The sequence below is a fragment of the Desulfonatronospira thiodismutans ASO3-1 genome (assembly GCF_000174435.1).
Classification (GTDB): Bacteria; Desulfobacterota; Desulfovibrionia; order Desulfovibrionales; family Desulfonatronovibrionaceae; genus Desulfonatronospira; species Desulfonatronospira thiodismutans.
Genome location: NZ_ACJN02000004.1, coordinates 202,495 through 228,503 on the forward strand (window position 1 = coordinate 202,495; position 26,009 = coordinate 228,503).

The 26,009-nt window shown below is 51.1% G+C and carries 36 protein-coding genes and 1 pseudogene; 1 reads left to right on the forward strand and 36 read right to left on the reverse strand.

Annotated elements, in window-relative coordinates:
- The first annotated feature begins 56 nt into the window (after positions 1-56).
- A complete protein-coding gene (locus DTHIO_RS22155; RefSeq protein WP_008871677.1) occupies positions 57-413 on the forward strand; it encodes a superinfection immunity protein in 357 nt (118 codons plus the stop codon).
- Positions 414-501: 88 nt separating this feature from the next.
- Here DTHIO_RS22155 and DTHIO_RS18025 read toward each other — a convergent pair whose 3' ends face one another.
- From DTHIO_RS18025 to rpoC, 36 genes and pseudogenes are all read right to left on the reverse strand, one after another.
- The gene (locus DTHIO_RS18025) at positions 502-1,569 is read right to left on the reverse strand and encodes a lipid II:glycine glycyltransferase FemX (protein ID WP_008871678.1); all 1,068 of its coding nucleotides are present in this window, start codon (positions 1,567-1,569) and stop codon (positions 502-504) included.
- A 25-nt stretch (positions 1,570-1,594) separates the two neighbouring features.
- The gene (locus DTHIO_RS18030; RefSeq protein ID WP_008871679.1) at positions 1,595-2,503 is read right to left on the reverse strand and encodes a selenium metabolism-associated LysR family transcriptional regulator; all 909 of its coding nucleotides are present in this window, start codon (positions 2,501-2,503) and stop codon (positions 1,595-1,597) included.
- 398 nt (positions 2,504-2,901) lie between these two features.
- Positions 2,902-3,252: pseudogene (rplQ, locus tag DTHIO_RS22565) on the reverse strand (50S ribosomal protein L17); the annotation flags it as partial.
- Positions 3,242-4,285 carry a DNA-directed RNA polymerase subunit alpha gene (locus DTHIO_RS18040; RefSeq protein WP_008871681.1) on the reverse strand — a complete coding sequence of 348 codons (1,044 nt, stop codon included), beginning with the start codon at positions 4,283-4,285 and terminating at the stop codon, positions 3,242-3,244. The pseudogene rplQ and the gene DTHIO_RS18040, both read right to left, overlap by 11 nt.
- Positions 4,286-4,352: 67 nt before the next feature.
- Positions 4,353-4,979, reverse strand: coding sequence for a 30S ribosomal protein S4 (gene rpsD, locus DTHIO_RS18045; RefSeq protein ID WP_008871682.1), 627 nt, complete (start codon positions 4,977-4,979; stop codon positions 4,353-4,355).
- A 17-nt stretch (positions 4,980-4,996) separates the two neighbouring features.
- Positions 4,997-5,386: a 30S ribosomal protein S11 gene (rpsK, locus tag DTHIO_RS18050; RefSeq protein WP_008871683.1), complete on the reverse strand. Its 390-nt coding sequence runs from the start codon at positions 5,384-5,386 to the stop codon at positions 4,997-4,999.
- A 14-nt stretch (positions 5,387-5,400) separates the two neighbouring features.
- Complete coding sequence (gene rpsM / locus DTHIO_RS18055) at positions 5,401-5,769, reverse strand: 30S ribosomal protein S13 (RefSeq protein WP_008871684.1); 369 nt, start codon at positions 5,767-5,769, stop codon at positions 5,401-5,403.
- A gap of 13 nt (positions 5,770-5,782) precedes the next feature.
- Positions 5,783-5,896, reverse strand: a complete 114-nt coding sequence (rpmJ, locus tag DTHIO_RS20715; RefSeq protein WP_083804051.1) for a 50S ribosomal protein L36 — start codon at positions 5,894-5,896, stop codon at positions 5,783-5,785.
- Positions 5,897-5,911: 15 nt separating this feature from the next.
- Positions 5,912-6,682, reverse strand: coding sequence for a type I methionyl aminopeptidase (map, locus tag DTHIO_RS18060; protein WP_008871685.1), 771 nt, complete (start codon positions 6,680-6,682; stop codon positions 5,912-5,914).
- A 2-nt stretch (positions 6,683-6,684) separates the two neighbouring features.
- A complete protein-coding gene (gene secY / locus DTHIO_RS18065) occupies positions 6,685-7,998 on the reverse strand; it encodes a preprotein translocase subunit SecY (protein WP_008871686.1) in 1,314 nt (437 codons plus the stop codon).
- Positions 7,999-8,002: 4 nt separating this feature from the next.
- Positions 8,003-8,449, reverse strand: a complete 447-nt coding sequence (gene rplO / locus DTHIO_RS18070) for a 50S ribosomal protein L15 (RefSeq protein ID WP_008871687.1) — start codon at positions 8,447-8,449, stop codon at positions 8,003-8,005.
- Positions 8,449-8,616, reverse strand: coding sequence for a 50S ribosomal protein L30 (gene rpmD / locus DTHIO_RS18075; protein WP_008871688.1), 168 nt, complete (start codon positions 8,614-8,616; stop codon positions 8,449-8,451). Before rpmD ends, rplO begins: the two co-directional genes overlap by 1 nt.
- 31 nt (positions 8,617-8,647) lie before the next feature.
- On the reverse strand, positions 8,648-9,142 hold the full coding sequence (gene rpsE / locus DTHIO_RS18080; protein ID WP_008871689.1) for a 30S ribosomal protein S5: 495 nt from the start codon (positions 9,140-9,142) through the stop codon (positions 8,648-8,650).
- A 13-nt stretch (positions 9,143-9,155) separates the two neighbouring features.
- The gene (gene rplR / locus DTHIO_RS18085) at positions 9,156-9,506 is read right to left on the reverse strand and encodes a 50S ribosomal protein L18 (protein WP_008871690.1); all 351 of its coding nucleotides are present in this window, start codon (positions 9,504-9,506) and stop codon (positions 9,156-9,158) included.
- 11 nt (positions 9,507-9,517) lie between these two features.
- Positions 9,518-10,054, reverse strand: a complete 537-nt coding sequence (rplF, locus tag DTHIO_RS18090; RefSeq protein ID WP_008871691.1) for a 50S ribosomal protein L6 — start codon at positions 10,052-10,054, stop codon at positions 9,518-9,520.
- A gap of 204 nt (positions 10,055-10,258) precedes the next feature.
- Positions 10,259-10,639 (reverse strand): 30S ribosomal protein S8, encoded by a 381-nt coding sequence (rpsH, locus tag DTHIO_RS18095; protein ID WP_008871692.1) that lies wholly within the window; start codon positions 10,637-10,639, stop codon positions 10,259-10,261.
- Positions 10,640-10,657: 18 nt separating this feature from the next.
- On the reverse strand, positions 10,658-10,843 hold the full coding sequence (locus DTHIO_RS18100) for a type Z 30S ribosomal protein S14 (RefSeq protein ID WP_008871693.1): 186 nt from the start codon (positions 10,841-10,843) through the stop codon (positions 10,658-10,660).
- A gap of 12 nt (positions 10,844-10,855) precedes the next feature.
- Entirely contained in the window at positions 10,856-11,395 is a 540-nt protein-coding gene (gene rplE, locus DTHIO_RS18105; protein WP_008871694.1) for a 50S ribosomal protein L5, read from the reverse strand.
- Positions 11,396-11,403: 8 nt separating this feature from the next.
- Entirely contained in the window at positions 11,404-11,724 is a 321-nt protein-coding gene (gene rplX / locus DTHIO_RS18110) for a 50S ribosomal protein L24 (protein WP_008871695.1), read from the reverse strand.
- Position 11,725: 1 nt separating this feature from the next.
- Positions 11,726-12,094, reverse strand: a complete 369-nt coding sequence (gene rplN / locus DTHIO_RS18115) for a 50S ribosomal protein L14 (RefSeq protein ID WP_008871696.1) — start codon at positions 12,092-12,094, stop codon at positions 11,726-11,728.
- A gap of 130 nt (positions 12,095-12,224) precedes the next feature.
- Positions 12,225-12,494, reverse strand: a complete 270-nt coding sequence (gene rpsQ / locus DTHIO_RS18120; RefSeq protein ID WP_008871697.1) for a 30S ribosomal protein S17 — start codon at positions 12,492-12,494, stop codon at positions 12,225-12,227.
- Positions 12,484-12,690 carry a 50S ribosomal protein L29 gene (rpmC, locus tag DTHIO_RS18125; protein WP_008871698.1) on the reverse strand — a complete coding sequence of 69 codons (207 nt, stop codon included), beginning with the start codon at positions 12,688-12,690 and terminating at the stop codon, positions 12,484-12,486. The genes rpsQ and rpmC overlap by 11 nt, the downstream gene beginning before the upstream one ends.
- 5 nt (positions 12,691-12,695) lie before the next feature.
- A complete protein-coding gene (rplP, locus tag DTHIO_RS18130) occupies positions 12,696-13,109 on the reverse strand; it encodes a 50S ribosomal protein L16 (RefSeq protein ID WP_008871699.1) in 414 nt (137 codons plus the stop codon).
- A gap of 2 nt (positions 13,110-13,111) precedes the next feature.
- Complete coding sequence (rpsC, locus tag DTHIO_RS18135) at positions 13,112-13,747, reverse strand: 30S ribosomal protein S3 (protein WP_008871700.1); 636 nt, start codon at positions 13,745-13,747, stop codon at positions 13,112-13,114.
- 12 nt (positions 13,748-13,759) lie between these two features.
- Complete coding sequence (rplV, locus tag DTHIO_RS18140) at positions 13,760-14,092, reverse strand: 50S ribosomal protein L22 (RefSeq protein ID WP_008871701.1); 333 nt, start codon at positions 14,090-14,092, stop codon at positions 13,760-13,762.
- A 17-nt stretch (positions 14,093-14,109) separates the two neighbouring features.
- The gene (gene rpsS, locus DTHIO_RS18145) at positions 14,110-14,394 is read right to left on the reverse strand and encodes a 30S ribosomal protein S19 (RefSeq protein WP_008871702.1); all 285 of its coding nucleotides are present in this window, start codon (positions 14,392-14,394) and stop codon (positions 14,110-14,112) included.
- Between the two features lie 11 nt (positions 14,395-14,405).
- Positions 14,406-15,233, reverse strand: coding sequence for a 50S ribosomal protein L2 (gene rplB / locus DTHIO_RS18150; RefSeq protein ID WP_008871703.1), 828 nt, complete (start codon positions 15,231-15,233; stop codon positions 14,406-14,408).
- Between the two features lie 4 nt (positions 15,234-15,237).
- Positions 15,238-15,528, reverse strand: coding sequence for a 50S ribosomal protein L23 (rplW, locus tag DTHIO_RS18155; RefSeq protein WP_008871704.1), 291 nt, complete (start codon positions 15,526-15,528; stop codon positions 15,238-15,240).
- 2 nt (positions 15,529-15,530) lie between these two features.
- Positions 15,531-16,151, reverse strand: a complete 621-nt coding sequence (gene rplD, locus DTHIO_RS18160; RefSeq protein WP_008871705.1) for a 50S ribosomal protein L4 — start codon at positions 16,149-16,151, stop codon at positions 15,531-15,533.
- A 9-nt stretch (positions 16,152-16,160) separates the two neighbouring features.
- Positions 16,161-16,793, reverse strand: coding sequence for a 50S ribosomal protein L3 (rplC, locus tag DTHIO_RS18165; protein WP_008871706.1), 633 nt, complete (start codon positions 16,791-16,793; stop codon positions 16,161-16,163).
- Between the two features lie 8 nt (positions 16,794-16,801).
- The gene (gene rpsJ, locus DTHIO_RS18170; protein WP_008871707.1) at positions 16,802-17,119 is read right to left on the reverse strand and encodes a 30S ribosomal protein S10; all 318 of its coding nucleotides are present in this window, start codon (positions 17,117-17,119) and stop codon (positions 16,802-16,804) included.
- Between the two features lie 4 nt (positions 17,120-17,123).
- Entirely contained in the window at positions 17,124-18,317 is a 1,194-nt protein-coding gene (gene tuf / locus DTHIO_RS18175; RefSeq protein WP_008871708.1) for an elongation factor Tu, read from the reverse strand.
- A 12-nt stretch (positions 18,318-18,329) separates the two neighbouring features.
- Positions 18,330-20,402: an elongation factor G gene (gene fusA, locus DTHIO_RS18180; protein ID WP_008871709.1), complete on the reverse strand. Its 2,073-nt coding sequence runs from the start codon at positions 20,400-20,402 to the stop codon at positions 18,330-18,332.
- A 161-nt stretch (positions 20,403-20,563) separates the two neighbouring features.
- Positions 20,564-21,034: a 30S ribosomal protein S7 gene (gene rpsG / locus DTHIO_RS18185; protein ID WP_008871710.1), complete on the reverse strand. Its 471-nt coding sequence runs from the start codon at positions 21,032-21,034 to the stop codon at positions 20,564-20,566.
- Positions 21,035-21,058: 24 nt separating this feature from the next.
- Positions 21,059-21,430 (reverse strand): 30S ribosomal protein S12, encoded by a 372-nt coding sequence (rpsL, locus tag DTHIO_RS18190; protein WP_008871711.1) that lies wholly within the window; start codon positions 21,428-21,430, stop codon positions 21,059-21,061.
- Between the two features lie 371 nt (positions 21,431-21,801).
- On the reverse strand, positions 21,802-25,962 hold the full coding sequence (gene rpoC / locus DTHIO_RS18195; protein WP_008871712.1) for a DNA-directed RNA polymerase subunit beta': 4,161 nt from the start codon (positions 25,960-25,962) through the stop codon (positions 21,802-21,804).
- Between the last annotated feature and the right edge of the window lie 47 nt (positions 25,963-26,009).

Consider the following 26,009-nt stretch of genomic DNA (forward strand, 5'->3'; position numbering starts at 1 on the left):
TCAAAACGCGGCCTATTCCTGGGATCTGCATAAGACTTCAAAACAGGAGAAAAGATATGAAACCAATAAAAATTGCCGGACTGGGCGTGATCCTGGTTCTTTTGTCGGTGTCTCTTGCTTACGCTGATGGCCGGCCAGACCCCATTGTAGGCATTGAAGGAGATCTGTCCCACGTCATAAGCAGTGCCATGTGGTTCGTCCAAAACATGGTCCTGTTCGGAATCGGGGCTGCAATCTACCTTGCTCCAACAATCATCGCCATGATAAGAAGCCACAACAAGCTGCCCCAGATAGCCGCTTTGAATGTTTTTCTGGGAATTATTGTTGTGGGCTGGATAGGGGCGCTGATATGGAGCTTCACCGGTAATGTCCACCCCCAGAACTTCCTGGACCGCTTCGGCAGTACAGCCTGATAAAAAAAGACAAAACAACGTAAAAAAATAAAAAAAAGGCCGGGCGGATGATGCCCGGCCTTTTTCTTTCTGAAAAAAACTACTGCTTTTAACCCCGGACCAGGTTGTCCGTATTGATAAAGGCCTGGTATTTCTCCTCGTCAATGGGAAAATCCCAGGATCCGCTGCGCATTTCCAGCCTGCCGCCGAATCCGCTCTTGAACCGGTAAAGACCGTAAAATGGATGATCCGGGTCAGCACCCGGTGAGACAGCCCCCATGTCGTATCTCAGGCACCCGCGCAGCCTGGACTGTCGCATGGCCTCCCAGTGTACAGCATAGGATCCCATGAGGTGCCTCCTGGTATTGGAGGAAGCCCCATACAGAAAATGCGCGGTCTGCCCGGATATGGCCACTATTCCCCCGGCCAGCAGCTCCTGGTCGCAGGCGGCTAGAAGAAAAAGCACCTCGGAGTTGCAGGGGTCGAATATATGCGCGTTGAAAATGGCTGAAAAGTGTTCATATGCGCACGTGGCAAATCCGTTTCGCGCAGCAGTCTGCAGGTACAGATCATAAAAGGCAGGCAAATGCTCCATGGAACCGGTCTGCACCTCCACACCCCTGCGGCCTGCCAGGCCGATGTTGTACCTGGTCTTGGATTTCATACGGCCCAGGATGTCCTTTTCCGCCGGATCAAGGTCCACTACCAGGGTGCTGGCCACGGTCATATCCATTGATGATTTTCTAAGATTCCAGGACTCTGTTCCCATGTTCATGCGCATTTCCCTAAGCCTGGGCTCAGGAAAGCCGTACCAGTGGCCCTGCTGCATCTCCCGGGCGTACTGGGACTCCCAGGGCAGATCATACCTTATAAATGCCGTATCCGGTCCCAGGTGATGCATGAGTTCATAGGACAGGGATTCCAGAAAAGGGCCGTATTCTTCCTTGGGCGGTAAAAACTCAGGTCCCTGGGGAACCAGAGCTGACTTCATCTCCGGACCATACCTCTGCAGAAGCACCAGCACATCCCCGGCGGGAGAAAAAAGGTCCGGCTGGATGTCGAAAGCCATTACCCGGCATCCCAGTCTGGATTTAACCCTGGCCCAGTAAAGGGTCTGGAAAAGTATGTCCGTGGGTAGAAGCTCTTGAGGCTCTTTGGGCTTGAGCTGTAAATCCATAAAAAAACCTTTGCAGATTCCTGGGTTAACTACCTGCGTTGTGGCTCAGTTGGCTGAGAATATGCTGCATAAGCATTGATGCACAGAGATAAAGAGTGCGCCTTCTGTGCTTGATGAGATAAAACCTCCTGCGTATATTCAAGTCGGATACTTCCAGTCTTGCCAGTTGACCGGAGCTTAGAAATTCATCCACCGCCAGCCTGGATGTTACACCTGCTCCAAGGCCCGAGAGAACGCAGCGCACCATGGCTTCAGTAGATTGCACCAGTGCTTTTGCCGGCAGAGAGCTTATATCCATTTTGTGTTTATGCAGTGCTTCTTCCATGGCCTGCCGGGTCCCTGAGCCCTTCTCACGCATCACCCAGGGAAGATCCGGTAACTGCTGCGGTGTAATAACCTGCGGATACTTAGAGGCAATATCCGGCGCTGCAACCACCATGAGCTCGTCGGTGAAAAGCAGGTGATTCTCCAAGTCTAAGTGCTCAGCATAACCTCCCACAAGGCCGAAATCAAGTCTGCCCTCGAGTACGTCATGGCTTATCTTGATGGAGTCTGCAGTGCGCAGGTCTACGCATACGTCGGAGTAAATCCGCCTGAAAGAGGAAAGCACCCCCGGCAGAAGGTAGTTGGCCGGTATGGTACTGCCCCCCATGATGACCATGCCGGAAACCTGGCTGGTCAGTTCCTGTATATTGGACCTGGCTTCATCCAGAATTCTGAACATATCCTGAACTGCCTGGTAAAGTATCTCGCCTGCCTGAGTGGGAATTACCTTTCTGCCGATGCGGTCGAAAAGAGAAACCCGCAGATCCTGCTCCAGGCTGATGATATGGGTGCTTATAGTTGGCTGGGACAAAAAGAGATCCCTGGCTGCCAGGGAAAAACTCTGCAGTTCGTAGACTCTAACAAAGGCCTGCAATTTTCTGAATTCCATGAAAGGAGCCTGTATTCACAATGCAAACAAACCATATTGCGCAAACCTATACTGACTGTCCAAAAAAAAGGGTCATGAACTGACCCTTTTTTGCCTGCAATTTATTTTTTTTGTTCTGGATCTTCCCCTGGATCATCATGGGGCCTGGACTCTTCTGACTTATCTTCCTGAGACTGCTCATCTGCCTCTCTATCTGCTGCAGTGGAGTCTTCAGCCTCGGGAAATTGAGCTTCCGGCTCAACCTGCTTTTGGTCTTCGGGCGTAATAGAAGAGTCTTTTTCAGGCACAGGCTCAGAAGCTGCTGGTCCGGCAGGTGCTGCTGCAGGTGCACCTTTAGTCTGTGCTTTGTCTTTGGGGAGTCCGGCTTTTGTGACCTCAGGACCCTCGGAAGTCTTATAGGTGAATTCGATTAGTGCCAGAGATGCGCTGTCCCCCACCCGGGGCTTTGCATATTTGACCACACGGGTATAGCCGCCGCTGTGCTTTTCAAACCTGGGTGCGATTTCGTCAAACAGCCTCTTGACCAGCTTATGGTTGCCCAGCACCTTGTACGCCTGCCTTTTGGCGCTCAGATCTCCCCGCAGAGCCAGGGTTACCAGACGATCCGCCACTCTGGACAGCTCCTTGGCCTTGGGCAGTGTAGTCTTGATCTTTTCATGGGTTACCAGCGATTTGGCCATGTTTCTGAACATGGCCTTGCGATGCTCCCAGTTTCTGCTCAGGGATCTTCCGGATTTTCTATGCCTCATCGTCTTCTTTCCTTTTAAGCCATTCCTGGTATTTTTGATCGAAGTTGTCTATCTGGGTGTTGAAATCGTAGCCCATCTGCTCAATTACGCGCCGGATATCTTCGAGAGATTTGCGCCCGAAGTTCTTTGTCCTCAACAGATCATTTTCTGACTGCTGAATTAGTTCTCCAACAAGACGTATGCCGGCGTTTCGCAGGCAGTTGCCTGCCCGGACAGGCAGTTCAAGTTCCTCTATGGTCTTGAACAGCTTGGGATCAAGGCCTTCATCCGAGTTGGTATCTATGACATTTATATCCGTCTGGCTCTCATCGAAATTGATAAAAACAGACAGTTGATCTTTTAGAATCTTGGCACTGTAGGCAAGGGCGTCTTCTGGCAGTACAGATCCGTCGGTGTGTATCTCCAGAATCAGCTTGTCATAGTTGGTCATCTGTCCTACCCTGGCCTGTTCTACAGTGTATGAGACCTTGCGGATGGGGGAAAAGGTGGCGTCCATGGGTATAAGCCCGATTTCCTCATCAAGGTCCTCATGCTGTTCCGAGGGTACATACCCTTTGCCCATACGCACCTCTATGTTGATCACCAGGTCGATGTCCTGAGAAAGGGTCGCTATGTGCTGATCCGGGTTGAGTACCGCTATGTTCTGGTTGGTCTGTATAGCTTTTGCCGTGACCTGACCTTTTTCGTTGGCCACCAGCTTCAGCTTCTGGGGTTCATCCCTGCTCATCTTGAAGCGCACCTGCTTCAGGTTCAAAACTATATCAGTGACATCCTCCACCACACCCGTGATGGTGGCGAATTCATGCGGTGCGTTGTCTATCTTGATGGCGACAATGGCTGCTCCCTGCAGAGATGAAAGAAGTATCCTGCGCAGAGCATTGCCGAAAGTATTGCCGAAGCCTCTTTCCAGGGGTTCGCAGGAGAACTTCCCGTACTGTTCTGTAGACTTTTCATCCCGTTGAACCTGATCCGGCTTAACTAAGCTGGACCAGTTCCTGGTATTGATGAGCTTGTCATTAGTCTGAATTATCATTGCAGCCCCTGTGCTCGAACTATTGGAAATTCAGGCCGCATTGCGGTCCGAATCCTGTATAACATGTTTATTTTGAATAGAGCTCTACTATAAGCTGTTCATTAATGGGGAAGGTGATATCTTCCCTTGCCGGCAGGGTCTTTACTGTTCCCTTGAACTCCTGGTCGTTGATTTCCAGCCAGTCCGGTGAACCTCTGCGGGCCAGGACATCCCTTGCGTCCTGAATGACAGGCATTTTCCTGCTCTTTTCGATTACCCCGATGACGTCTCCTTCTTTCAGAAGAATTGAAGGGACATTCACCCTCGTGCCGTTTATGTGAAAGTGGCCATGCCTCACCAGCTGCCTGGCCTGGGACCTGGAGTTGGCAAAGCCCATGCGGTATACGACATTGTCCAGCCTTCTCTCCAGCATCACCAGCAGGTTGGTGCCTGTAGCGCCTTTTCTGGAGTCGGCGATTTCAAAATATCTCTTGAACTGGCCTTCCAGAAGGCCGTACATGCGGCGTACCTTCTGCTTTTCACGAAGCTGCAGAGCGTAGTCGCTGGACTTTTTCCTGGCCCTGCCATGTTCTCCCGGGGGGTACGCGCGACGTTCATAAGCGCACTTGTCTGTATAGCACCTGTCGCCTTTGAGCAGGAGCTTGGTGCCTTCCCTGCGGCACAACCTGCACTTGGAATCTGTATACCTGGCCAACTCTTAAAACCTCCTGATTATACTCGACGCCTTTTGGGTGGGCGGCATCCATTATGTGGTATGGGGGTAATATCTCGAATATACGTAACCTTGAAGCCCGATGTGTTGATGGCCCGCATGGCGGACTCTCGCCCCGCTCCGGGACCCTTGACCAGTATCCCCACGGTACGCATGCCGTTTTCATGGGCGAGCCTGGCAGCAGTTTCCGCAGCTTTTTGTGAAGCAAAGGGGGTACCCTTTCTGGAACCCTTGAAGCCCACCATCCCTGAACTGGACCAGGAAACTACGTTGCCGGTCTGATCAGTTATAGTTACCGTAGTATTATTGAATGAGGCATTGATATGAACAATCCCCGTAGGTATGTTCTTTTTCTCTTTTCTCTTTTTTGTTTTCCTGGGCTTTGCCATCTACAAGTCTCCGGTTATTTCTTTTTCTTTATAGTGGTTTTCTTGGGGCCCTTACGAATGCGTGCATTGGTATGGGTACGCTGACCGCGTACGGGCATGGATCGGCGATGTCTGAGGCCTCGGTAGCACCCGATATCCATGAGACGTTTGATATCAGCGCTTTTTTCCCTTCTCAGGTCACCTTCGACTTTGTAATTATTTTCCAGTTCACCGCGGATTACGTTGACTTCATCAGAAGTCAGCTCCTCGGTCTTTCTGGTCCAGTCCACCCCTGAAGCATCAAGAATCTTCAGGGCAGTAGTCCGGCCTATCCCATAGATATAGGTCAGCGAAATACCGATTTTTTTTCTTTTGGGCAAATCCACCCCTGCTATACGAGCCATTTTTCCCCCGCTTCTATCCTTGTCTTTGTTTGTGACGTGGGTTGCTGCACAAAATCCTGAGGACCCGCTTGCGTCTGACCACTTTACACCTGGCACACATCTTTTTGACAGATGGTCTGACTTTCATTGTATTACTCCCCGACTAATTATCCAAGGTGCTTAGTATCTCCGGGCCATCCTTGGTTATGGCCACGGTATGCTCAAAATGAGCCGCTAAACTTCTGTCCGCTGTCCTGGCGGTCCAATTGTCCGGCATGATTTCCACCTGTTCCGAGCCCAGTGAAAACATGGGTTCTATGGCCAGCACCATACCTTTCTTCAAAGGCACTCCAAGCATTCTCGAAGGTACAAAATTGGGCAGTTCAGGTTTTTCATGCAGGCTTGCCCCTATTCCATGGCCGACAAATCTTTTGATTATGGAACAGGCGTTTTTTTTTGCATGCATTTCAATGGCAGCGGAAATATCATACAGATCGTTGCCTGCACGGGCCTGCTGAATACCTTTGTACAGGGCATCCATAGTGACCTGCATGAGCCTGCCTGCTTCACTGCTTATATCCCCTACAGCGAAAGTCCTCGCGGAATCACCGAAAAAACCCCGGTATTGAACTCCCATGTCAATACTCAGGATATCACCAGATTTAAGTTCATCAAGTGTCGGGAATCCATGTACTATCACATCGTTGAGCGAGCAGCAAAGAGTGTATGGAAATCCCTGATATCCCTTGAAAGCTGGCTTTACCTGGTATTGAGCACACAGTTCGTTGGCCCTTTCCTCCAGATCCATGGTTGTAATTCCAGGCCTGATGCGGGATTCGATATCATCAAGGATTCGGGCTACTATCTGATTGGCTTCTCTTAAAAGTGATATTTCATGGTCATTTTTCAGAAAAATGCCTCGAAATTTTTTCAATCCTAGCGCCTTCCCTTGATCCTGGTTTTGGTCATAAGCCCTTCGTAATGCCTGGATATAAGATGCGATTGAAACTGGGACATGGTGTCCATGGCCACTACTACCACAATCAGCAGGGCTGTACCTCCATAGTAAAATGGTACGTTGAATTCCCTGATCATGAATACAGGCAGAACGCATACCAGTGAAAGATATATGGACCCGCTGAATGTCAGTCTGGACAGTACAGCATCAATGTATTCCTTGGTTCTGAGTCCCGGTCTGATTCCAGGGATGAATCCTCCCTGTTTCTTCAGGTTTTCTGCAATATCCTTGGGATCGAAGATGATCGCGGTATAGAAAAAGCAGAAGAATATTATCAGCGCAACAAAAATCAGGTTGTATACCAGAGATTCAGGCTGAAGATGATTGGCTACAGCTTCTAAAAAACCTGCCTGGGAAAAACTGGCGATAGTTGCCGGAAACATCAGGATGGAGGAAGCAAAAATTGCCGGGATGACTCCTGATGTATTCAACTTCAAGGGCAGGTGACTGGTCTGTCCTCCATACATCTTCCTTCCCATCATGCGCTTGGCGTAATGAATGGGCAACCGGCGCTGTCCCCTTTCTACGAAGACTATAAAGAGCAGAACTCCAACAACAATGGCCAGGACAAAAATTCCCATGAACAAAGTCAGTTCACCTGCGGTGAAGAGCTGGTATACATTGGCCAGGGCCCCTGGAAAGCCGGCTACGATACCTGCAAATATAATCAGTGATATTCCGTTGCCAAGACCTCTTGCAGTTATGCGCTCTCCCAGCCACATGATAAATATGGTTCCTGCGGTAAGCGTAAAAACTGTTGTCAGCCTGAAGGCCCAGCCACCCTCTATAACTACCGAAGCGCCGTCAGGACTGGTCATCTGTTCCAGGCCGACTGATATGCCCATCCCCTGAACCAGGGTAATCATCACTGTCCCGTACCTGGTCCACTGGGTGATCTTTTTTCTGCCTGCTTCACCCTCGTCTTTTTTCCATCTGGACAGCGTAGGACTTACGACTGTAAGTAGCTGCATGATGATCGATGCAGATATATAGGGCATTATGCCCAGGGCGAAGATGGAAAAATTCTTCAGCCCGCCACCGGCGAACATGTCAAAGAGTCCGAAAAGTGTATGCTCTGCACCGGCGAAAAATTCAGACAAAGCCTGTCCGTCAATTCCGGGCAGAGGCACGTGAACACCTATGCGGTACACTCCCAGTATAAAAAAGGTAAAAAGGACCTTGTTGCGCAGGTCCTTTAATCCTGATCCTCCAGTAGATGCTGGCTGTTTCAAGCTGTTATCCTTCCAGGGATTTTACCTGCCCACCGGCATTTACTATTTTTTCTGCTGCTGTTTTGCTGAACTTGTGGGCGGTAACTTGTGCTGCAAAGTTTATTTCTCCATCGCCCAGAATTTTTACCGGGTAGTTCTTTCGAGCAAGTTTTTTGCTGTATATGTCTTCCAAGTTAATTTCTGAAGTACTGGGAAAATGATCAGCAAGCTGCTTGAGATTAACTGAGCAGTACTCCTGACGGAACCTGTTCTTAAAACCTCTTTTGGGCAGTCTCCTGGACAAAGGCATCTGCCCGCCTTCGAAATGAGCGGGTATACTTGCGCCTGCCCGGCACTTCTGTCCCTTGTGTCCTTTGCCGCTGGTCTTTCCCTTTCCGCTGGAATTGCCCCGTCCAAGGCGCTTGGGGGCTTTCTGATCTTCAGGAAAGGGGTAAATTTCATGCAGGTTCATTATTTAATTACCTCGACAAAGCTTTGCACATGTTTAATCATGCCCTTGATACTCGGATTGTCCTGTACTTCCAGCACCTGATTGGGCCGCTTGAACCCAAGGGCCTGCAGGGTTCTTCTCTGTACCGGCTTCATCCCGATAAAACTTCTCTTCAGCTTGATCTTCATTCTTTTCTCTCCCAAAAAGCCCGTAAGGGCCCTACCTTACACTTGCATACTCCACACTCTGTCCGCGCAGGCCTGACACATGTTCAGGGCTGGTCATCTGACTGAGCCCTTCCACGGTAGCCTTGACCACGTTATGCGGGTTGTTGGTGCCAATGGCCTTTGTAAGTATGTTTTTGACTCCAGCGGCTTCCATGGCGGCTCTCACTGGACCGCCGGCAATTATCCCGGTACCTTCGCTGGCCGGCTTGAGCAGGACCCTGGCCGCACCGTACCGGCCGGTGACCTGAAAGGGTATTGTTGATCCGCTCAAAACCATTCTGACCATGGACTTCTTGGCCTTTTCCGTGGCCTTTCTAATGGCTTCGGGTACCTGATTGGCTTTACCCAGGCCGTAGCCTACAGTTCCCTGTCCATCGCCCACTACAACTAAGGCACTGAACCTGAACCTGCGTCCGCCCTTGACCACCTTGGCCACACGGTTCAGATAGACTATCTTTTCTATGAGTTCCAAATCGTTTTGCTGCATGAAATCGTTCCCCTTAGAACTTGAGGCCGCCAGCACGTGCTGCGTCAGCCAGAGCTTTTATCCTTCCGTGATAATAATAGCCGTTGCGATCGAAAACTACAGTTGATATATTTTTGCTGGTTGCCTGTTCCGCCAGCTTGCTTCCAACGCTCTGGGCTGCAGTGGCATTCAGGCCTGAATGCTCATCAAGGTTGTGAGTGGAACATGCAGCCAGTGTACGCGCATCTGCATCGTCTACAATCTGGGCATAAATGTGTTTGTTGGATCTGAAAACCACAAGCCTCGGCTTTTCTGCAGTGCCCCTGATTTTTTTGCGTATACGGTATTTGCGCTTGATGCGTCTTTGATTTTTGGACAGCTTCATGTGTCTACCCGCTATTTTTTACCGGACTTGCCGGCTTTTTGTTTCACTTCTTCGTTTTCGTACCTGATCCCCTTGCCCTTATAAGGTTCCGGGGGTCTGACGCGTCTTATCTTAGCCGCTGTCTCTCCTACAAGCTGCTTATCAATACCTGACAGTGTAATCCTGTTTTTCTCTACACTGCCCTCGACTCCCCCGGGAAGTTCAATGTGTACAGGATGCGAATACCCGACGTTCAGCACCAGGGTATTACCCTGCAGATCAACCTTGTAACCTACTCCTATGACGTCCAGGGACTTTTTGAAGCCCTGATGCACTCCCTGGACAGCATTGTTGATCAGCGTCCTCCTAAGTCCCCACTGCTCCCTGGCCTTGATGCTGTCATCGGCCTTTTGTACCTGCAGTGTCTGTCCCTCGATATTGATGCTGATCCTGGGGTCAAGATCTACACTGAGCTGACCTTTGGGGCCCTTGACATCAATCATAGAAGAATGTTGTGTAATCTCGACGCCCTGTGGTATTTTAATGGGCTCTATTCCTATTCTTGACATGATTACCTTTCCTACCGGAATTTGACTGTATAAATTCTACAAGCAGGTTCTTTTGCTGATTTATTCAGTTTGAATATGGAGTTAACCGGACCTTTGACTGCTTATCTGCTAATAACATTCCGGATTGAGTTCTATAAATCTGTCCCGTGAGTCCGGGTACTGCAAGCAGTGCCGTGCCGGCTGATTTTGCTGGACTGATCGGGCTTACCATACCTCGCAGATAAGCTCTCCGCCGACATTTTGTTTCCGGGCCTCCATACCGTCCATTACCCCCCGTGAGGTGGACACTATGCAGATTCCAAGCCCGTTTCTCACTAAGGGTATCTCTGCAGCCTGTGAATACACTTTGCGTCCCGGTTTGCTTATCTTGTTCAGTCCCTTGATCACAGGCCTGCTGCCGTAATATTTAAGCCTTACCTGGATGGTTCTGCCATCAGATTTGAAATCCTGGATAAAGCCCTTATCTGCCATGATCTCAAGAATTGCTTTTTTGGCCTTGCTTGATGGCATCTTTACTTCTCGATGCAGTGCTGTATGAGCATTTCTTATGCGGGTCAGCATATCTGCAATGGGGTCAACGGACATGATTGCTCCTCTCTCCATCTACCAGCTTGATTTTCTGACGCCTGGCAGCTCTCCTGCCAGGGACATGTTTCTGAAACATATGCGGCAGATCCCGAAATGCCGCATATAAGCACGGGCTCTACCGCAAAGGGGACAGCGGTTATAGCGTCTGGAGGAAAACTTGGTCTTCCTGTGCGCTTTTACCATCAGAGCTTTCCTTGTCAAAACCAGCCCTCCTTATTTTTTAAAAGGCATACCAAGCAGGGTCAGCAGAGACTTGCCTTCCTTGTCGGTATTAGCTGAAGTTACCACAGTAATGTTCATACCCTTGTTCCGGTCCACCTTATCCAGATTGATTTCCGGAAAAATGGTATGTTCCTTTATTCCCAGGGTGTAGTTGCCACGTCCATCCATGCCTCTGTCAGGAAGGCCGCGGAAATCGCGCACCCTGGGCAGTGCGATGTTCAGCAGCTTATCCAGAAAGGCCCACATGCGGGCGCGTCTTAGTGTCACTGTACATCCAACAGGCATGCCTTCCCTGAGCTTGAAGGCGGCAATGGATTTTTTGGCCCTGGTAACAACGGCCTTTTGCCCGGCAATCCTGGAGAGCTCTTCCACAGCGTCCTGGATAAGCTTGTTGTTCTGGCTGCCTTCTCCAAGCCCCATGTTCAGTGTGACTTTCTTTACACTGGGAATCTGCATTGGCGACTTGTAGTTGAACTCTTTGTGCAGCTTGGGGCTTATTTCATCTTTAAAGTACTTTTCCAGCCTGAGCATCATAACTCCTAAAAATTCTCGTCACATTTTTTACAGAAACGAACTTTTTCACCGTCACCGGTCAGTCTAAAGGCCGGTTTGGTGGGATTGGCACAAGCGTCGCAGACCACTCTTACGTTAGATATATGCACTGGAGCCTCGGCGTCCTTGATGCCTCCCTGTTCCTGCTTGTACGGATTGGGCTTGACGTGCTTCTTTATCTTGTTCAGGCCCTCTACAAGCACCTTGCCCTTATTGTGATATATCTTGAGCACCTTGCCTATCTTGGTCTTATCCTTGCCGGATATGATCATTACCTTGTCGTTCTGCTTGATCTTCGTCTTGTTCATTTTACAAAACCTCTGGCGCAAGAGAAACAATCTTCATGAAATTTCTGCCGCGCAGCTCCCTGGCCACAGGCCCGAATATCCGGGTCCCGATGGGCTCCATATTCTTGTTGAGCAGAACTGCTGAATTATTGTCAAAACGGATGTGCGAGCCGTCGTTACGCCCGACTTCCTTCTTGGTCCGGACAACCACGGCCTTGTAAATATCACCCTTTTTGACTTTGGCTCTGGGCATGGCGTCCTTGACCGACACAACTACTATATCACCTATGGATGCATACCTGCGCTTGCTGCCGCCCAGCACTTTTATGCAGGCCACGCTTTTTGCGCCTGAATTGTCGGCTACATCCAGTTTGGTCTGGACTTGAATCATTTTCTTCCACCTTATGTCTCGTTATTTATAAAGCAGCAGGTACATTGACTCAAAGTATCATCTGCCATGCAATTTTTTAATAACCGCTGGGCTGTCTTATCCCTTTGAGTATGACCTCCGGTTTTGCCTGCTATACTGATCTTTCCAGAACTTTGTTCAGGTGCCATTTTTTTCTGGCACTCAATGGACGGTGCTCAATGATCTGAACCTTGTCTCCGATCTTGGAATCATTTTCCGGGTCATGCGCCATGAACTTTTTTCTTCTGCGTATGTATTTCTTGAGCAGTGGATGCTTGATGAGGGTCTCTACACGGACGACAATAGTCTTGTCGTTTTTATCGCTTATTACAAACCCCACCATCCTGCGCTTGCTTCCGGAGGCTTTGGTTTTACTTGTCATGGGCTTTTCCTGCCTCTTTTTCCCTGAGAATTGTTAGTATCCTGGCAATATTTTTGCGAACCTGAGAAAGTCTCTGGGTGTTCTCAAGCTGTCCGGTGGAGTGCTGAAACCTCAAATTGAAAAGCTCCTGCCTGAACCCGCCGAGCTGCTCCTGCATGTCCGCCCTGGATAGTTTGCGAATTTCCTCTGGCTTCATAACTTCTACCACTCCTTCTCAACTATTACGGTCTTTACAGGCAGCTTGTAGGAAGCACGGCGCAGGGCTTCTCTGGCCAGTTCAGTGTTGGCTACACCGCGCAGCTCGTAGAGTATCCTGCCCGGTTTGACAGGAGCACACCAGCCGATGGGAGATCCCTTGCCCTTGCCTTGCCTGGTTTCAGCAGGCTTGGCCGTAATGGGTTTATCCGGAAAGATGCGGATAAACACTTTTCCGCCGCGTTTGATATGTCTCATCATGGCTATACGGGCGGATTCTATCTGCTGATTGGTGATCTTTCCTGATTCAACAGCCTTGAGACCTATCTCGCCGAAGTTGACGTTGGTTCCCCTGGAGGCCTTTCCCTTGATCTTTCCCTTCTGCCTCTTTCTGAACCTGACTTTTTTGGGACTGAGCATGACTATCTAACCTCGTTTAGTATATCGCCCTTGTATATCCATACTTTGACGCCGATTATTCCGTAAGTGGTCCTGGCCTGGGCAAAGCCATAGTCAATATCAGCTCTTAATGTATGCAATGGAACTCTGCCTTCTCTTAGCCATTCCGTTCTTGCGATTTCCGCCCCTCCCAGACGTCCTGCACAGGAAATCTTTATTCCCTGGGCTCCAAATTTCTGGGCCAGGCTTACAGACCTTTTCATGGCTCTTCTGAAGGCAACTCTTCGTTCCAGCTGTAAAGCGATATTTTCTGCCACCAGTTGCGCATCGGTTTCTGGCCTTCTGACTTCGTTGACCTCTATGGAAAATTCGTTCTGGAATTTTTTCTTGAGATCGCTTCGCAGGTTTTCAATTTCTGCACCCTTACGACCTATGACTATGCCCGGTCTGGATGTGTATATAATAATCCTGACCTTGTCGGCCGCCCGCTCCAGCTCGATTCTGGATATGCCTGCATGATAAAGCTTTGACTTCAGATAATTGCGCAGCTTTCTGTCTTCTATGATAAATTCCGGATAGCTGGTTTTGCTGTACCATCTGGATAACCAGTTCTTATTATAGCCGACTCTGAACCCATAAGGATGTACCTTTTGACCCAAGACAACTCCCTCCTATAACTCTTCAACTATTACTGTAATATGGCTTGTTCTCTTCAGGATACGGTTTGCCCTGCCCATGGCTCTGGGCTGTATCCTCTTGAGTGTGGGGCCTTCATCTACGCGGACCTGCTTTACATATAGATTATCTAAATCCAGGCTGTAGTTCTGCTCCGCATTGGCCAGGGCCGAGTCGAGCACCTTCTTTAAAAGCCTAGCAGCCTTTTTGGGGGTAAAGTTCAGAATGTTTACGGCATCCTCTACAGGAAGTCCGCGAACATTGTCCCCTACCAGGCGGGCTTTTTGAGGTGAAATCCTGATATATCTGGCTATTGCTCTGGTTTCCATCTTGTACCTGCTACCCGTTATTTGCGTTTGGCCTTGCTTTTGCGATCTGCTGCGTGACTGTAGAATGTCCTGGTGGGAGCGAATTCACCCATCTTGTGCCCCACCATGTTTTCGGTGGCGAATACGGGGATGAATTTTTTCCCGTTGTGTACAGCAAAGGTAAGTCCAACCATCTCCGGGGTGATGGTGGATCTTCTGGACCAGGTCTTTATGACCTTCTTGTCCCTAGTCTCCTTGGCTTTTTCCACCTTTTTCAGCAGGTGATCATCCACAAAAGGACCTTTTTTAATTGATCTGGGCATGATCTCTCCTGTTATTTCTTACGCTTGTTCACGATCAGTTTATCTGAGGGCTTGTTCTTGCGCCTGGTCTTATATCCCTTGGTAGGCCAGCCCCAGGGTGATACCGGATGCCTTCCGCCGGAACTTCTTCCTTCTCCGCCGCCCAGAGGATGATCAACGGGGTTCATGGCCACACCCCTTACGCTGGGCCTTTTGCCCCGCCACCTGTTGCGGCCGGCCTTGCCGATGGAGATATTTTCATGCTCCACATTGCCTACCTGACCGATGCTTGCCGTATTTGCAGCCAGCACCTTGCGCACTTCTCCGGAAGGCAGTTTGATAAGGGCGTACTTGTGTTCCTTGGCCACTAACTGGGCATATGTTCCTGCCGATCTGGCCATCTGGCCTCCCCGTCCCGGAGTAAGCTCAATATTGTGAATTATTGTGCCTACAGGAATCTGGGACATGGGCATGGCATTTCCTGGCTGGATATCCACCCCTTCACCTGCCTGAACCCAGGCTCCGGTCTTAAGTCCTGCCGGAGCGAGAATATAGCGCTTTTCACCGTCCCGGTATGACAGAAGTGCAATGCGGGCGCTTCGGTTTGGATCATATTCTATGGACACCACTCTGGCCGGGACATTGAACTTATTGCGCTTGAAATCGATAATCCTGTATTTGCGCTTGGTCCCGCCACCGCGTCTCCTGGACGTGATACGCCCGTAATTGTTGCGTCCGCTTTTTTTGGTCAGGCCTTCCAGAAGGGACTTTTCAGGCTCCACTCTATTTATTCCCTCAAAGCTGGAAACAGTCTGAAATCTTCTACCCGGTGAGGTCGGCTTTAACTTTTTGATGGCCATCTGACTATACCCCTTCGAAAAATTCTATCTTGTCGCCTGCGGCCAGGGTGATAAAGGCCTTTTTGTAACCCGGAATCTTGCCGCTGACCCGGCCGAACCTCTTTCGCTGCAGAGGCTGCCGGCGGATAATATTGACCTTGTCCACCTTGACGTTGAATATGCTTTCAACTGCGTTCTTGACCTGAAACTTGTTGGCCCCGGGATGGACCGCAAAGACCACCTTGTTCTGAACTTCCTTGAGATCGTTGGATTTTTCAGAAACCATAGGGCGTATGAGTACCTGGGTGCTGTGCATTTTTAGCCCAACCTTTCCTGCAGTTTTTCCACTGCCTGTTTGTCCATTACCAGTTCCTGGTGTTTAAGGACTTCATAAACATTGATGCTGTCCTGGGTTATAACCTCGACACCGGGAACGTTTCTGGCCGAAAGCTCAAGATTATTACTCTTTTCTGCGGTAACAATCAAGGGTTTTTTCAAACCGAGATTATTTTTTATGCTGACGAAGTCCTTTGTCCTGATACGGCTTAAGTCCAGATTATCCAAAATCTGCAGCTTGTCCTGAGCGTACTTGGTGCTTAGCGCCATCTTCAGGGCCAGCCTGCGGACCTTCTTGTTCAGCTTTATGGAATAATCCCTTGCTTTCGGACCGTGTATTACAGCGCCTCCCCGCCACAGGGGAGAGCGCCCAGTCCCGGCCCTTGCCCTTCCGGTGCCTTTCTGTCTCCAGGGTTTGCGCCCTCCACCGGATATCAGTGCCCTGTTCTTGACTCCGACAGTGCCCGAGCGGACCGCTGCGCGGTGAGCCCGGACAGCCTGGTGCATCAGTTCGGGCTTGACGCTCACGGAAAAAACATTTTCCTGGAGGTCGATTTCACCCACTTCCTGGTTATCTTGTGAATATACTTTGGCACTTAGCATGAAAACCTCTTAATCCTGCTTGTGAAGAACGACGTACCCATTTCTGGGTCCGGGAACCTGGCCCTTGACCAGTATCACATTGTCCTGTGTTCGAACTGAAATTATCTCGGCGTTTTTGTAGGAAACCGTCTTGTTGCCCATTCGGCCGGGCATCTTCTTGCCCTTGAACACCTTGCCTGGGTCAGCGCATTGTCCTATCGCACCGGGAGACCTGTGCACCTTTTCGTGGCCATGTGTCCTGGGCAGACCTCGGAAATTCCAGCGCTTCATGACTCCGGCAAAGCCTTTTCCCTTGGAGGTCCCTGTCAGCTTGATCCTGTCCCCGGGCTTGAATATTTCCACGTTTAGTTCCTGTCCTGGTTCAAATTCTTCCACGTTTTCCGGACTGAACTCGGTAAGCTTTCGGAAAAAGCCTTTCCCGGCTTTGGCCTGGTGGCCCCTGACCGGCTTGTTCAGCTTGTGTCCGGGCATGGAATCATAACCTATCTGTATCGCGGAATAACCGTCCTTATCCTGGTCTTTTTTCTGGATCACGGGACATGGGCCTGCCTGAATCACAGTCACCGGTATAAACTTGCCGTCGTCGCTGAAAACACTGGTCATGCCCAGTTTTTTACCTATTAATCCGATTGTGTGTTTCATTTTTTCACCTACAGCTTTATCTCGACATCAACGCCTGCTGGAAGATTGAGCTTGCCCAGGGCATCAACTGTCTGTTGTGTGGGCTCCATGATGTCCAGCAAACGTTTATGCACTCTCATTTCGAATTGTTCCCTGGACTTCTTGTCCACATGCACCGAGCGGTTCACCGTGTATTTGTGAATCCTGGTGGGCAGAGGAATGGGTCCGGCTACACCTGCCCCGGTATTTTTGGCGGAATCGACTATCTCCACAACCGCCTTGTCCAGGATGCGGTTGTCATATGCCCTTAGTTTGATTCTGATTCTGTCGCTGTTCATGGTTGCCATTTTTTTACTCCACGATTTCCGAGACCACGCCTGCGCCAACGGTGCGGCCGCCCTCGCGGATGGCGAACCTCAGGCCCGGATCCATGGCTATCGGTACTATAAGCTCAACATCAAAGGTCGTATTATCCCCGGGCATGACCATCTCAACTCCGTCCGGCAATGTCACCACACCGGTCACATCAGTGGTCCGGAAATAAAACTGCGGACGGTATCCGGAAAAAAACGGGGTATGACGACCACCCTCTTCCTTGTTCAATATATACACCTCAGCCTTGAAACGACGGTGAGGCTTGATGGACTTGGGCGCTGCCAGAACCTGACCACGCTCAACATCATCTCGCTTGATGCCGCGCAGTAGAACTCCTACGTTGTCGCCAGCCTGACCCTGGTCCAGTACCTTGCGAAACATCTCCACACCAGTGCAGACAGTCTTGCGGGTCTCGTTTATGCCCACTATCTCCACCTCGTCGCCAACCTTGATGATGCCGCGCTCAACACGGCCGGTGACAACTGTACCCCGGCCGGATATGGAAAACACGTCCTCTATGGGCATAAGATAAGGCTTGTCAATGTCTCGCTGCGGCTCAGGAATGAAATCATCGCAGGCCTGCACTATCTCCCAGATGCTCTTGGCATCCTCGGATTCAGAGTCCTCAGTCTCCAGGGCCTTCAGGGCACTGCCGCGCACAACGGGAACATCGTCTCCGGGAAAATCATACTTGCTTAAAAGCTCGCGAACCTCCAGCTCCACCAGCTCCAGAAGCTCGGGATCATCAACCAGATCCACCTTGTTCAGGTAAACAACTAAACTTGGAACTCCAACCTGGCGGGCCAGAAGTATATGCTCACGGGTCTGGGGCATGGGACCGTCAGTTGCCGCCACAACCAGAACCGCTCCATCCATCTGGGCAGCACCAGTAATCATGTTCTTGATATAGTCAGCGTGACCGGGACAATCCACGTGAGCATAATGACGATTGGGTGTCTCGTACTCCACGTGGGCAGTTGCTATGGTAATGCCGCGCTCCTTCTCCTCAGGAGCCTTGTCTATCTGGTCAAACGCCACAAACTGACCACTGCCCTTCATGCTCAATACCTTGGTAATGGCTGCTGTCAACGTGGTCTTGCCATGGTCAATATGGCCTATGGTACCTATATTAACGTGCGGCTTCTTGCGGTCAAACTTAGACTTTCCCATCTCTTACTCCCCTTACTTGATTTTCAAAATTTCGTCGGCCAGGCTGGAAGGAACCTTGTCATAGTGGTCGAACTGCATGGTATAGGTTGCCCTGCCCTGCGAATTGGAGCGCAGGTCCGTGGCATAACCGAACATATTGTTCAGGGGCACATAGGCCTTGATTATCTGGGTGCCCATCCTGGGCTCCATCCCCAGAACCTTGCCCCTCCTGCCGTTGAGATCGCTCATTACATCTCCCATGTACTCTTCCGGTGTGAGCGCCTCCACATACATGATGGGCTCAAGAATTATCGGCTCTGCTTTGTTGCAGGCCTCCTTGAAAGCCATGGAACCTGCAATATAAAAAGCCTGCTCGGATGAATCCACATCATGGTACGAACCAAAGACTAAGTTGACCTTTATGTCCACCATGGGATAACCGGCTGCCACTCCGCTTTTCATGGCGTCCTGGATCCCCCTGTCTACTGCGGGTATATATTCCTTGGGAATCACCCCGCCCACAATGGAGTTGACGAATTCGTAGCCCTGGCCGGTTTCTGCAGGCTCCACCTCCAGTACAACGTGGCCGTACTGACCGCGCCCTCCGGTCTGTTTGACATACCTGGTGTCCTGCTTGATTTTCTTGGTGATGGTCTCTCGGTATGAAACCCTGGGCTTGCCCACGTTGGCGTCCACTCCGAATTCCCGCGTAAGCCTGTCCACGATAATATCCAGGTGCAGTTCCCCCATGCCGGCGATCAGTGTCTGTCCGCTCTCTTCGTCGGTGTTCACCCTGAAGGACGGGTCCTCTTTGGACAGTTTCTGCAGGGCATTACTCAGGGAGTTCTGGTCATTCTTGGTCTTGGGCTCTATGGCTATCTCAATGACCGGATCGGGAAATTCTATGGATTCCAGGAGCACAGGGCGCTCCGGTGTGCACAGGGTCTCCCCTGTGGCCGTGTATTTAAGGCCCACTGCGGCAACTATATCGCCTGCATAGGCGGATTTGATCTCTTCGCGCTTGTTGGAGTGCATCTTCAAAAGCCGGCCGATGCGTTCCTTTTTTCCGGTGGCGGCATTTATTACACTCATACCGCTCTCAATTTTGCCGGAGTAAATCCTGAGAAAAGAAAGATGGCCGACATATGGATCTGATGTAAGCTTAAAAGCCAGGGCACTGAAAGGATCGTCATCATTTGGAGGACAGATTATGGTCTCTTCTGTACTGGGATCTACTCCCTGAATGGGAGGTATATCCACCGGCGAAGGCATAAAGCTTACCACTGCATCCAGAAGAGGCTGGACACCCTTGTTCTTGAATGCCGATCCGCACAGCACCGGGCATATACTCAAAGAGATTGCGGCCTTGCGCACCCCGCCCATGATCTCCTCTGAGGTCAGCTCTTCGCCGGAGAGGTACTTGTCCAGCAGGGCTTCCTCCTCTTCGGCAATGGACTCCACTAAGTGATGACGCCATTTCTGGGCTTCCTCCTGGTATTCCTCGGGTATGTCTATATAATCGAACTTCTTGCCCAAGGACTGGTCATCAAAGATGTAGGCCTTGCCGTATACCAGGTCTATAAGCCCCCTGAAATTCTCCTCGGAACCGATGGGTATCTGAAGGGGCACGGGCTTGGCCTTGAGCCGGTCGCGGATCATATCCACAACCCTGAAAAAATCCGCTCCTGTCCTGTCCATCTTGTTTACGAAGGCCATTCTGGGGACATGATACTTGTCAGCCTGCCTCCAGACCGTCTCACTCTGGGGCTCCACTCCGCCGACGGCACAGAAAACAGCCACACAGCCGTCCAGAACCCTGAGAGAGCGTTCCACCTCGACAGTGAAGTCCACATGGCCCGGGGTGTCGATAATATTGATCCTGTGATCCTTCCAGAAACAGGTGGTGGAAGCCGAAGTGATGGTGATGCCGCGTTCCTGCTCCTGCTCCATCCAGTCCATTACCGCCTGTCCATCATGCACCTCCCCAAGACGATGCGATACACCTGTATAGTAGAGTATACGCTCGGTGGTAGTTGTCTTGCCCGCGTCTATGTGGGCCATGATGCCAATGTTTCGCTGCTTGTCTATGGGTACGAGCCGTGACACTGATGATCTCTCTTTAGTGTTAAACCAGATACAAAAAACCTGGGTATAATCACACCCAGGCATGATTGGTGTTTAGGGTTATCCAGCCTGACCAGCCTCCTGAACTTTATCTGATCATGGCGTGCACTGATCAGATAAAAGCTTCTCACCTGCCGGCGCAATTACCAGCGATAGTGAGCAAAGGCCTTGTTGGCTTCGGCCATGCGATGCGTGTCTTCCTTCTTCTTTATTGCGCCCCCGCGATTGTTGTAGGCATCAAGCAGTTCCGAGGACAGCTTGCGGTCCATTCCCTTTTCCCCCCGGTTGCGGGCATAAAGTACCAGCCACCGGATGGCCAGGGCTTCCTGCCTGCTGGGCCTTACTTCCATGGGAACCTGGTAGGTTGCGCCGCCTACACGCCTGGACTTGACCTCCATATGCGGCTTGACGTTTTCCACTACCTGATTGAATGCCTTGAGAGGCTCTTCGCTGGTCTTTTCTCCCAGCTCTTCAATGGCTTTGTACAGCAGGTTTTCTGCTATGCTTTTCTTGCCGTCCACCATGAGGCGGTTGACAAACTTGCTTACCATCCGGCTGTGATATACCGGATCAGGCAGCACTGCTCTTTTAGGTATGGGACCTTTGCGTGGCATTATTTTCTCTCCCTTGCGCAAAAGCTATTTTGGTCTTTTGGTGCCGTACTTGGACCTGCTTTTTCTGCGGTCCCGAACACCGGATGTATCCAGGGTGCCCCTGATAATGGAATATCTGACACCCGGCAGGTCCTTGACACGCCCGCCCCTGATCATGACCACGGAGTGCTCCTGCAGGTTGTGTCCTTCTCCGGGTATATAGGAAGTAACCTCGATTCCGTTTGTGAGGCGGACCCTGGCAACCTTGCGCAATGCTGAGTTGGGCTTTTTGGGTGTAGTGGTGTAAACGCGGACACAGACACCCCGCTTCTGGGGACACTCCTGAAGCGCGGCCCTTTTTTTGCGCTTCACCACCTGGTCCCTGGACCTTCTTACCAATTGATTTATGGTAGGCATATTTCCTCCGAATAATTCTGCTGGCTCAAACCCGCTGTAGTTAATTGATCTGTTGGTCTGTGTCAAGCAAAATATGTAACTGACTTATAATTATTGTATCTGTTTAGCGCTTTTAAGGAAAGCAGGGGACAGGCACTCCGGGACCCACTTGAGCATCATTTTGTGCTTAAAATATCTCATTTTTTGGGACAAGTGGGTCCCGGAAGAGCCAGTCCCCATGCCACATGCAAAGCGCTAAACAGATACTAATTATTGAACATAGCCGGGCATCTGTAAAATCCAGCCTTTACAGCTTTCTTTGCAGCCCTGGCTTTTTCTGCCCGCCTGCTCATATAAGCGTAACCCCCTGCCATCTGCCCTGTGTAACTGCATCAGCGGGTCTGCCTTCCTATGTACACCTGGTCGTCCAGGTCCTCCATGAATTCCTCCGGATCCTCGGGCTGATCCGGCACGGTTATGCCGCAGTTGACGTATGGCCTGTAACCGGTGCCGGCAGGGATGAGCCTGCCCACAATGACATTTTCCTTGAGCCCTCTTAACTGGTCCACCTTGCCCATGAGCGCGGCTTCCGTGAGAACCTTGGTGGTTTCCTGAAAGGAGGCCGCAGAAATAAAGGATTCAGTAGTGAGGGAGGCCTGGGTGATGCCCAGGACCACCGGCTCAGCCATGGCAGGATTTTTGCCCTTGCGCAGGCTTTTTTCGTTTTCTTTCATGAAAACAGTCTTTTCCACCTGCTGTCCAACCAGAAAACCTGTATCTCCAGGATCAATAATATTTACCTTCTTGAGCATCTGGCGGACGATGACCTCAATATGCTTGTCATTTATCTGGACACCCTGGAAGCGATAAACGTCCTGCACCTCTTCAACCAGATAGTTGGCCAGATATTTTTCACCCTTGATCTTGAGCATATCGTGCAGATCCGGGTTGCCCTCGGTAATCAGCTCCCCGGACTCCACAAAATCACCTTCCTGCACCGTAATATGCTTGCCCTTGGGTATGAGGTATTCCTTGGGCTCGCCGACCTCAGGTCCTATTATGATCTTGCGCTTGCCCTTGGATTCCGGCCCGAAGGAAACTATTCCGTCAATTTCCGTGACCACTGCCTGGTCCTTGGGCTTTCTCACTTCGAAGAGTTCCGCCACCCTGGGCAGACCGCCGACGATGTCCTTGGTCTTGGAAGACTCCCTGGGTTTTCTGGCAATAATATCCCCTGCCTGCACCTTGTCTCCGTCCTGGACCATCAAAATGGCCCCCACAGGCAGCTGGAATATGGCTTCAGATGATGTTTCGGGTCGCATCTTGACCCTGCCCTTGTCGTCGCAGATGGAAACACTGGGTCTGAAATTGGTGGAGCGGTACTCGGTAATGGTCATGGTGGCCCTTCCGGTGGTCTCGTCCACCTTTTCCTGGTATGTGCGGCCCTCTATTATATCCGAGAACTTGATCCTGCCTTCAATATCAGTGACAAAGGGCTCGTTGAAGGGATCCCACTCCGCCAGCATCTGTCCCTTGCTGACTTTTTCATCAGCCCGGACAAACAGCTTGGCCCCGGTGGGCAGGAAGTATTTTTCCCGTTCCCGGCCCTGATCATCAACTATCTTGAGCTGTCCGCTCTTGCCCATGACCATGAACTCGCCCTTTGTATTTTCCACGGTACGTATCCTGGAAAACACAACATGACCAACATTACTGGCCTTGATATTGGAGCGTTCGATCTCCTTGGATGCGGTTCCTCCAATGTGGAATGTGCGCATGGTCAGCTGCGTACCGGGCTCACCTATGGACTGGGCGGCGATGATGCCCACCGTCTCCCCGACGTTCACCAGGTGTCCCCTGGCCAGATCCCGACCGTAGCAAAGAGAGCAGACTCCTCTTTTTGTCTTGCAGGTCAGAGCGGACCGGATGGAAACAGCATTGATGCCGGCTGCGTCTATTTTTTCAGCATCGTCTTCGGTGATCATGGAGTTGCCGGCTACAATAACCTCGCCGGTTTCAGGATCCAGGATGTCATACATGGCTATTCTTCCCAGAATCCGTTCGCTGAGCCTGGCCTGCACTTCTCCTGCCTTCATGAGATGGGTAAGCTCTATTCCGTCCACAGTGCCGCAGTCAAACTCCGAGACCACTACGTCCTGAACCACGTCCACCAGCCGTCTGGTCAGGTAGCCGGAGTTGGCCGTCTTAAGGGCCGTGTCAGCCAGGCCTTTTCTGGCACCGTGCGTGGAGGTGAAGTACTGCAGAACAGTCAGTCCTTCGCGAAAGCAGGAGATAATCGGGGTTTCGATGATCTCTCCCGAAGGCTTGGCCATAAGCCCCCTCATGCCTGCCAGCTGGCGCATCTGGTCCTTGTTGCCCCTGGCCCCGGAATTGGCCATCATGAATATGGGATTCAGGCTTACATTGCTTTCTTCCCGGCCTGTCTCGGGATCCCTGACAATATCGGTGGAGAGCTTCTTCATCATCTCGTTGGACACATCGTTGGTGGCCTTGGTCCATACATCCACCACTTTATTGTATTTCTCCGTCCTGGTAATGATGCCCTCGTTGTACTGGCGCTCTATTTCGTTGATTGTTTCCTGGGACGTATCAATTATAGTCTTCTTTTTCTCGGGAATAGTCAGGTCCTTAACCCCGATGGTGATCCCGGCCAGAGTGGAATACTCATATCCCAGGTCCTTAATTCTGTCGCAGAGTATGACCGTGGCCTTGGTCCCGGCCCAGCGGTAGGTGTTGCCCACCAGCCTGCCGATGTTCTTTTTGTTTAAAATGCAGTTCACCAGGGAGAAGGGTACATTATCCGGCAGAAGGTCGTTTACGATGATTCTGCCTGTAGTGGTGTCGTGGAGTTCTCCGTCAATGCGCACCTTTATCCTGGCATGCAGGTCCAGATGGCCCGCATCATAAGCGCAGATAACCTCTCCGGGGTCGCAGAATATCTTGCCCTCGCCCTTCTGCATGGAACGGTCCACCGTCAGGTAGTAAAGCCCCAGCACAATATCCTGTGAAGGAACGATAACGGGTTCTCCGTTGGCCGGGGAGAGTATGTTGTTGGTGGACATGATCAGTACACGGCACTCCACGTTGGCCTCTATGGACAAGGGGACATGCACCGCCATCTGGTCGCCGTCGAAGTCAGCATTGAAAGCTGAACATACTAAGGGGTGCAGCCTGATGGCCTTGCCCTCCACCAGTATTGGCTCGAAGGCCTGTATGCCCAGGCGGTGCAGAGTGGGTGCCCGGTTCAGAAGGACCGGGTATTCCTTGACCACCTCGTCCAGGATGTCCCAGACCACGACGTCGCCGCGCTCCACCATCTTTTTGGCGCTTTTTATGGTGCTGGCGTAGCCCTTTTCCTCCAGCCTGGAATATAGAAAAGGCTTGAACAGCTCCAGGGCCATCTTCTTGGGCAGGCCGCACTGGTGCAGCTTAAGATTGGGCCCCACCACAATAACAGAGCGCCCGGAATAATCAACGCGCTTGCCCAGCAGATTCTGCCTGAAGCGGCCCTGCTTGCCCTTGATCATGTCTGAAAGGGATTTCAGGGGCCTTCCATTGGTACCGGATATGGCCTTGCCCCGACGTCCGTTGTCCAGTAGGGCGTCCACGGCCTCCTGCAGCATGCGCTTTTCGTTGCGGATGATTATATCCGGGGCCCCGAGCTCCAGAAGCCTTTTGAGACGGTTGTTGCGGTTGATCACCCTGCGGTACAGATCGTTTAAGTCCGAAGTGGCGAACCGCCCGCCGTCCAGGGGGACCAGGGGTCTTAGTTCCGGGGGAATAACCGGGATGGTCTCCAGGACCATCCACTCGCACCTGTTGCCGGACTCTAAGAATGCTTCTACAATCCTCAGGCGTTTGGCCAGCTTTTTCTTCTTGGTCTGGGAACGTGTGCCTTCTGATTCTTCCCGCAGTTCGGCCCTTAGCTTCTCCAGGTCCAGGTTCATGAGAAATTCCCGGACCACTTCTGCTCCCATGCCCACGCGGACTGCATTTTCCCCGTAAGTCTCCAGGACCTGTAGATATTGCTCCTCGGAAATCACCTGCTTGAGGTTCAGGGATGTCTCTCCGGGATCCAGAACCATGTAGGCATCAAAATACAAAACCTTTTCCAGGTCCGCCATGGTCATGTCCAGAAGAGTGCCGATCTTGGAGGGAAGACTTTTGAGAAACCATATATGAGCTACCGGGGCGGCCAACTCTATATGTCCCATGCGATCCCGGCGGACCTTGGAAGCTATGACTTCCACCCCGCATTTCTCGCAGACTATGCCGCGGTGTTTCATCCGCTTGTACTTGCCGCAATTGCACTCGTAGTCCTTGACCGGCCCGAAGATCTTGGCGCAGAAAAGACCGTCGCGCTCCGGCTTGAAAGTACGGTAGTTTATTGTCTCCGGCTTTTTGACTTCCCCGAAAGACCACTCTCTGACCTTTTCCGGCGATGCCACCCTGATTTTGATTCCTTTTAATTCCTTGCCGGAAATGGTGGAAGTGCTCGAAGACCTTTGAGAAAAAAGATCATCTAGGCTCATAATCCTGCCCTCTTATATGTAAAAAAGTGTTGTCTTTATTCTTGTCT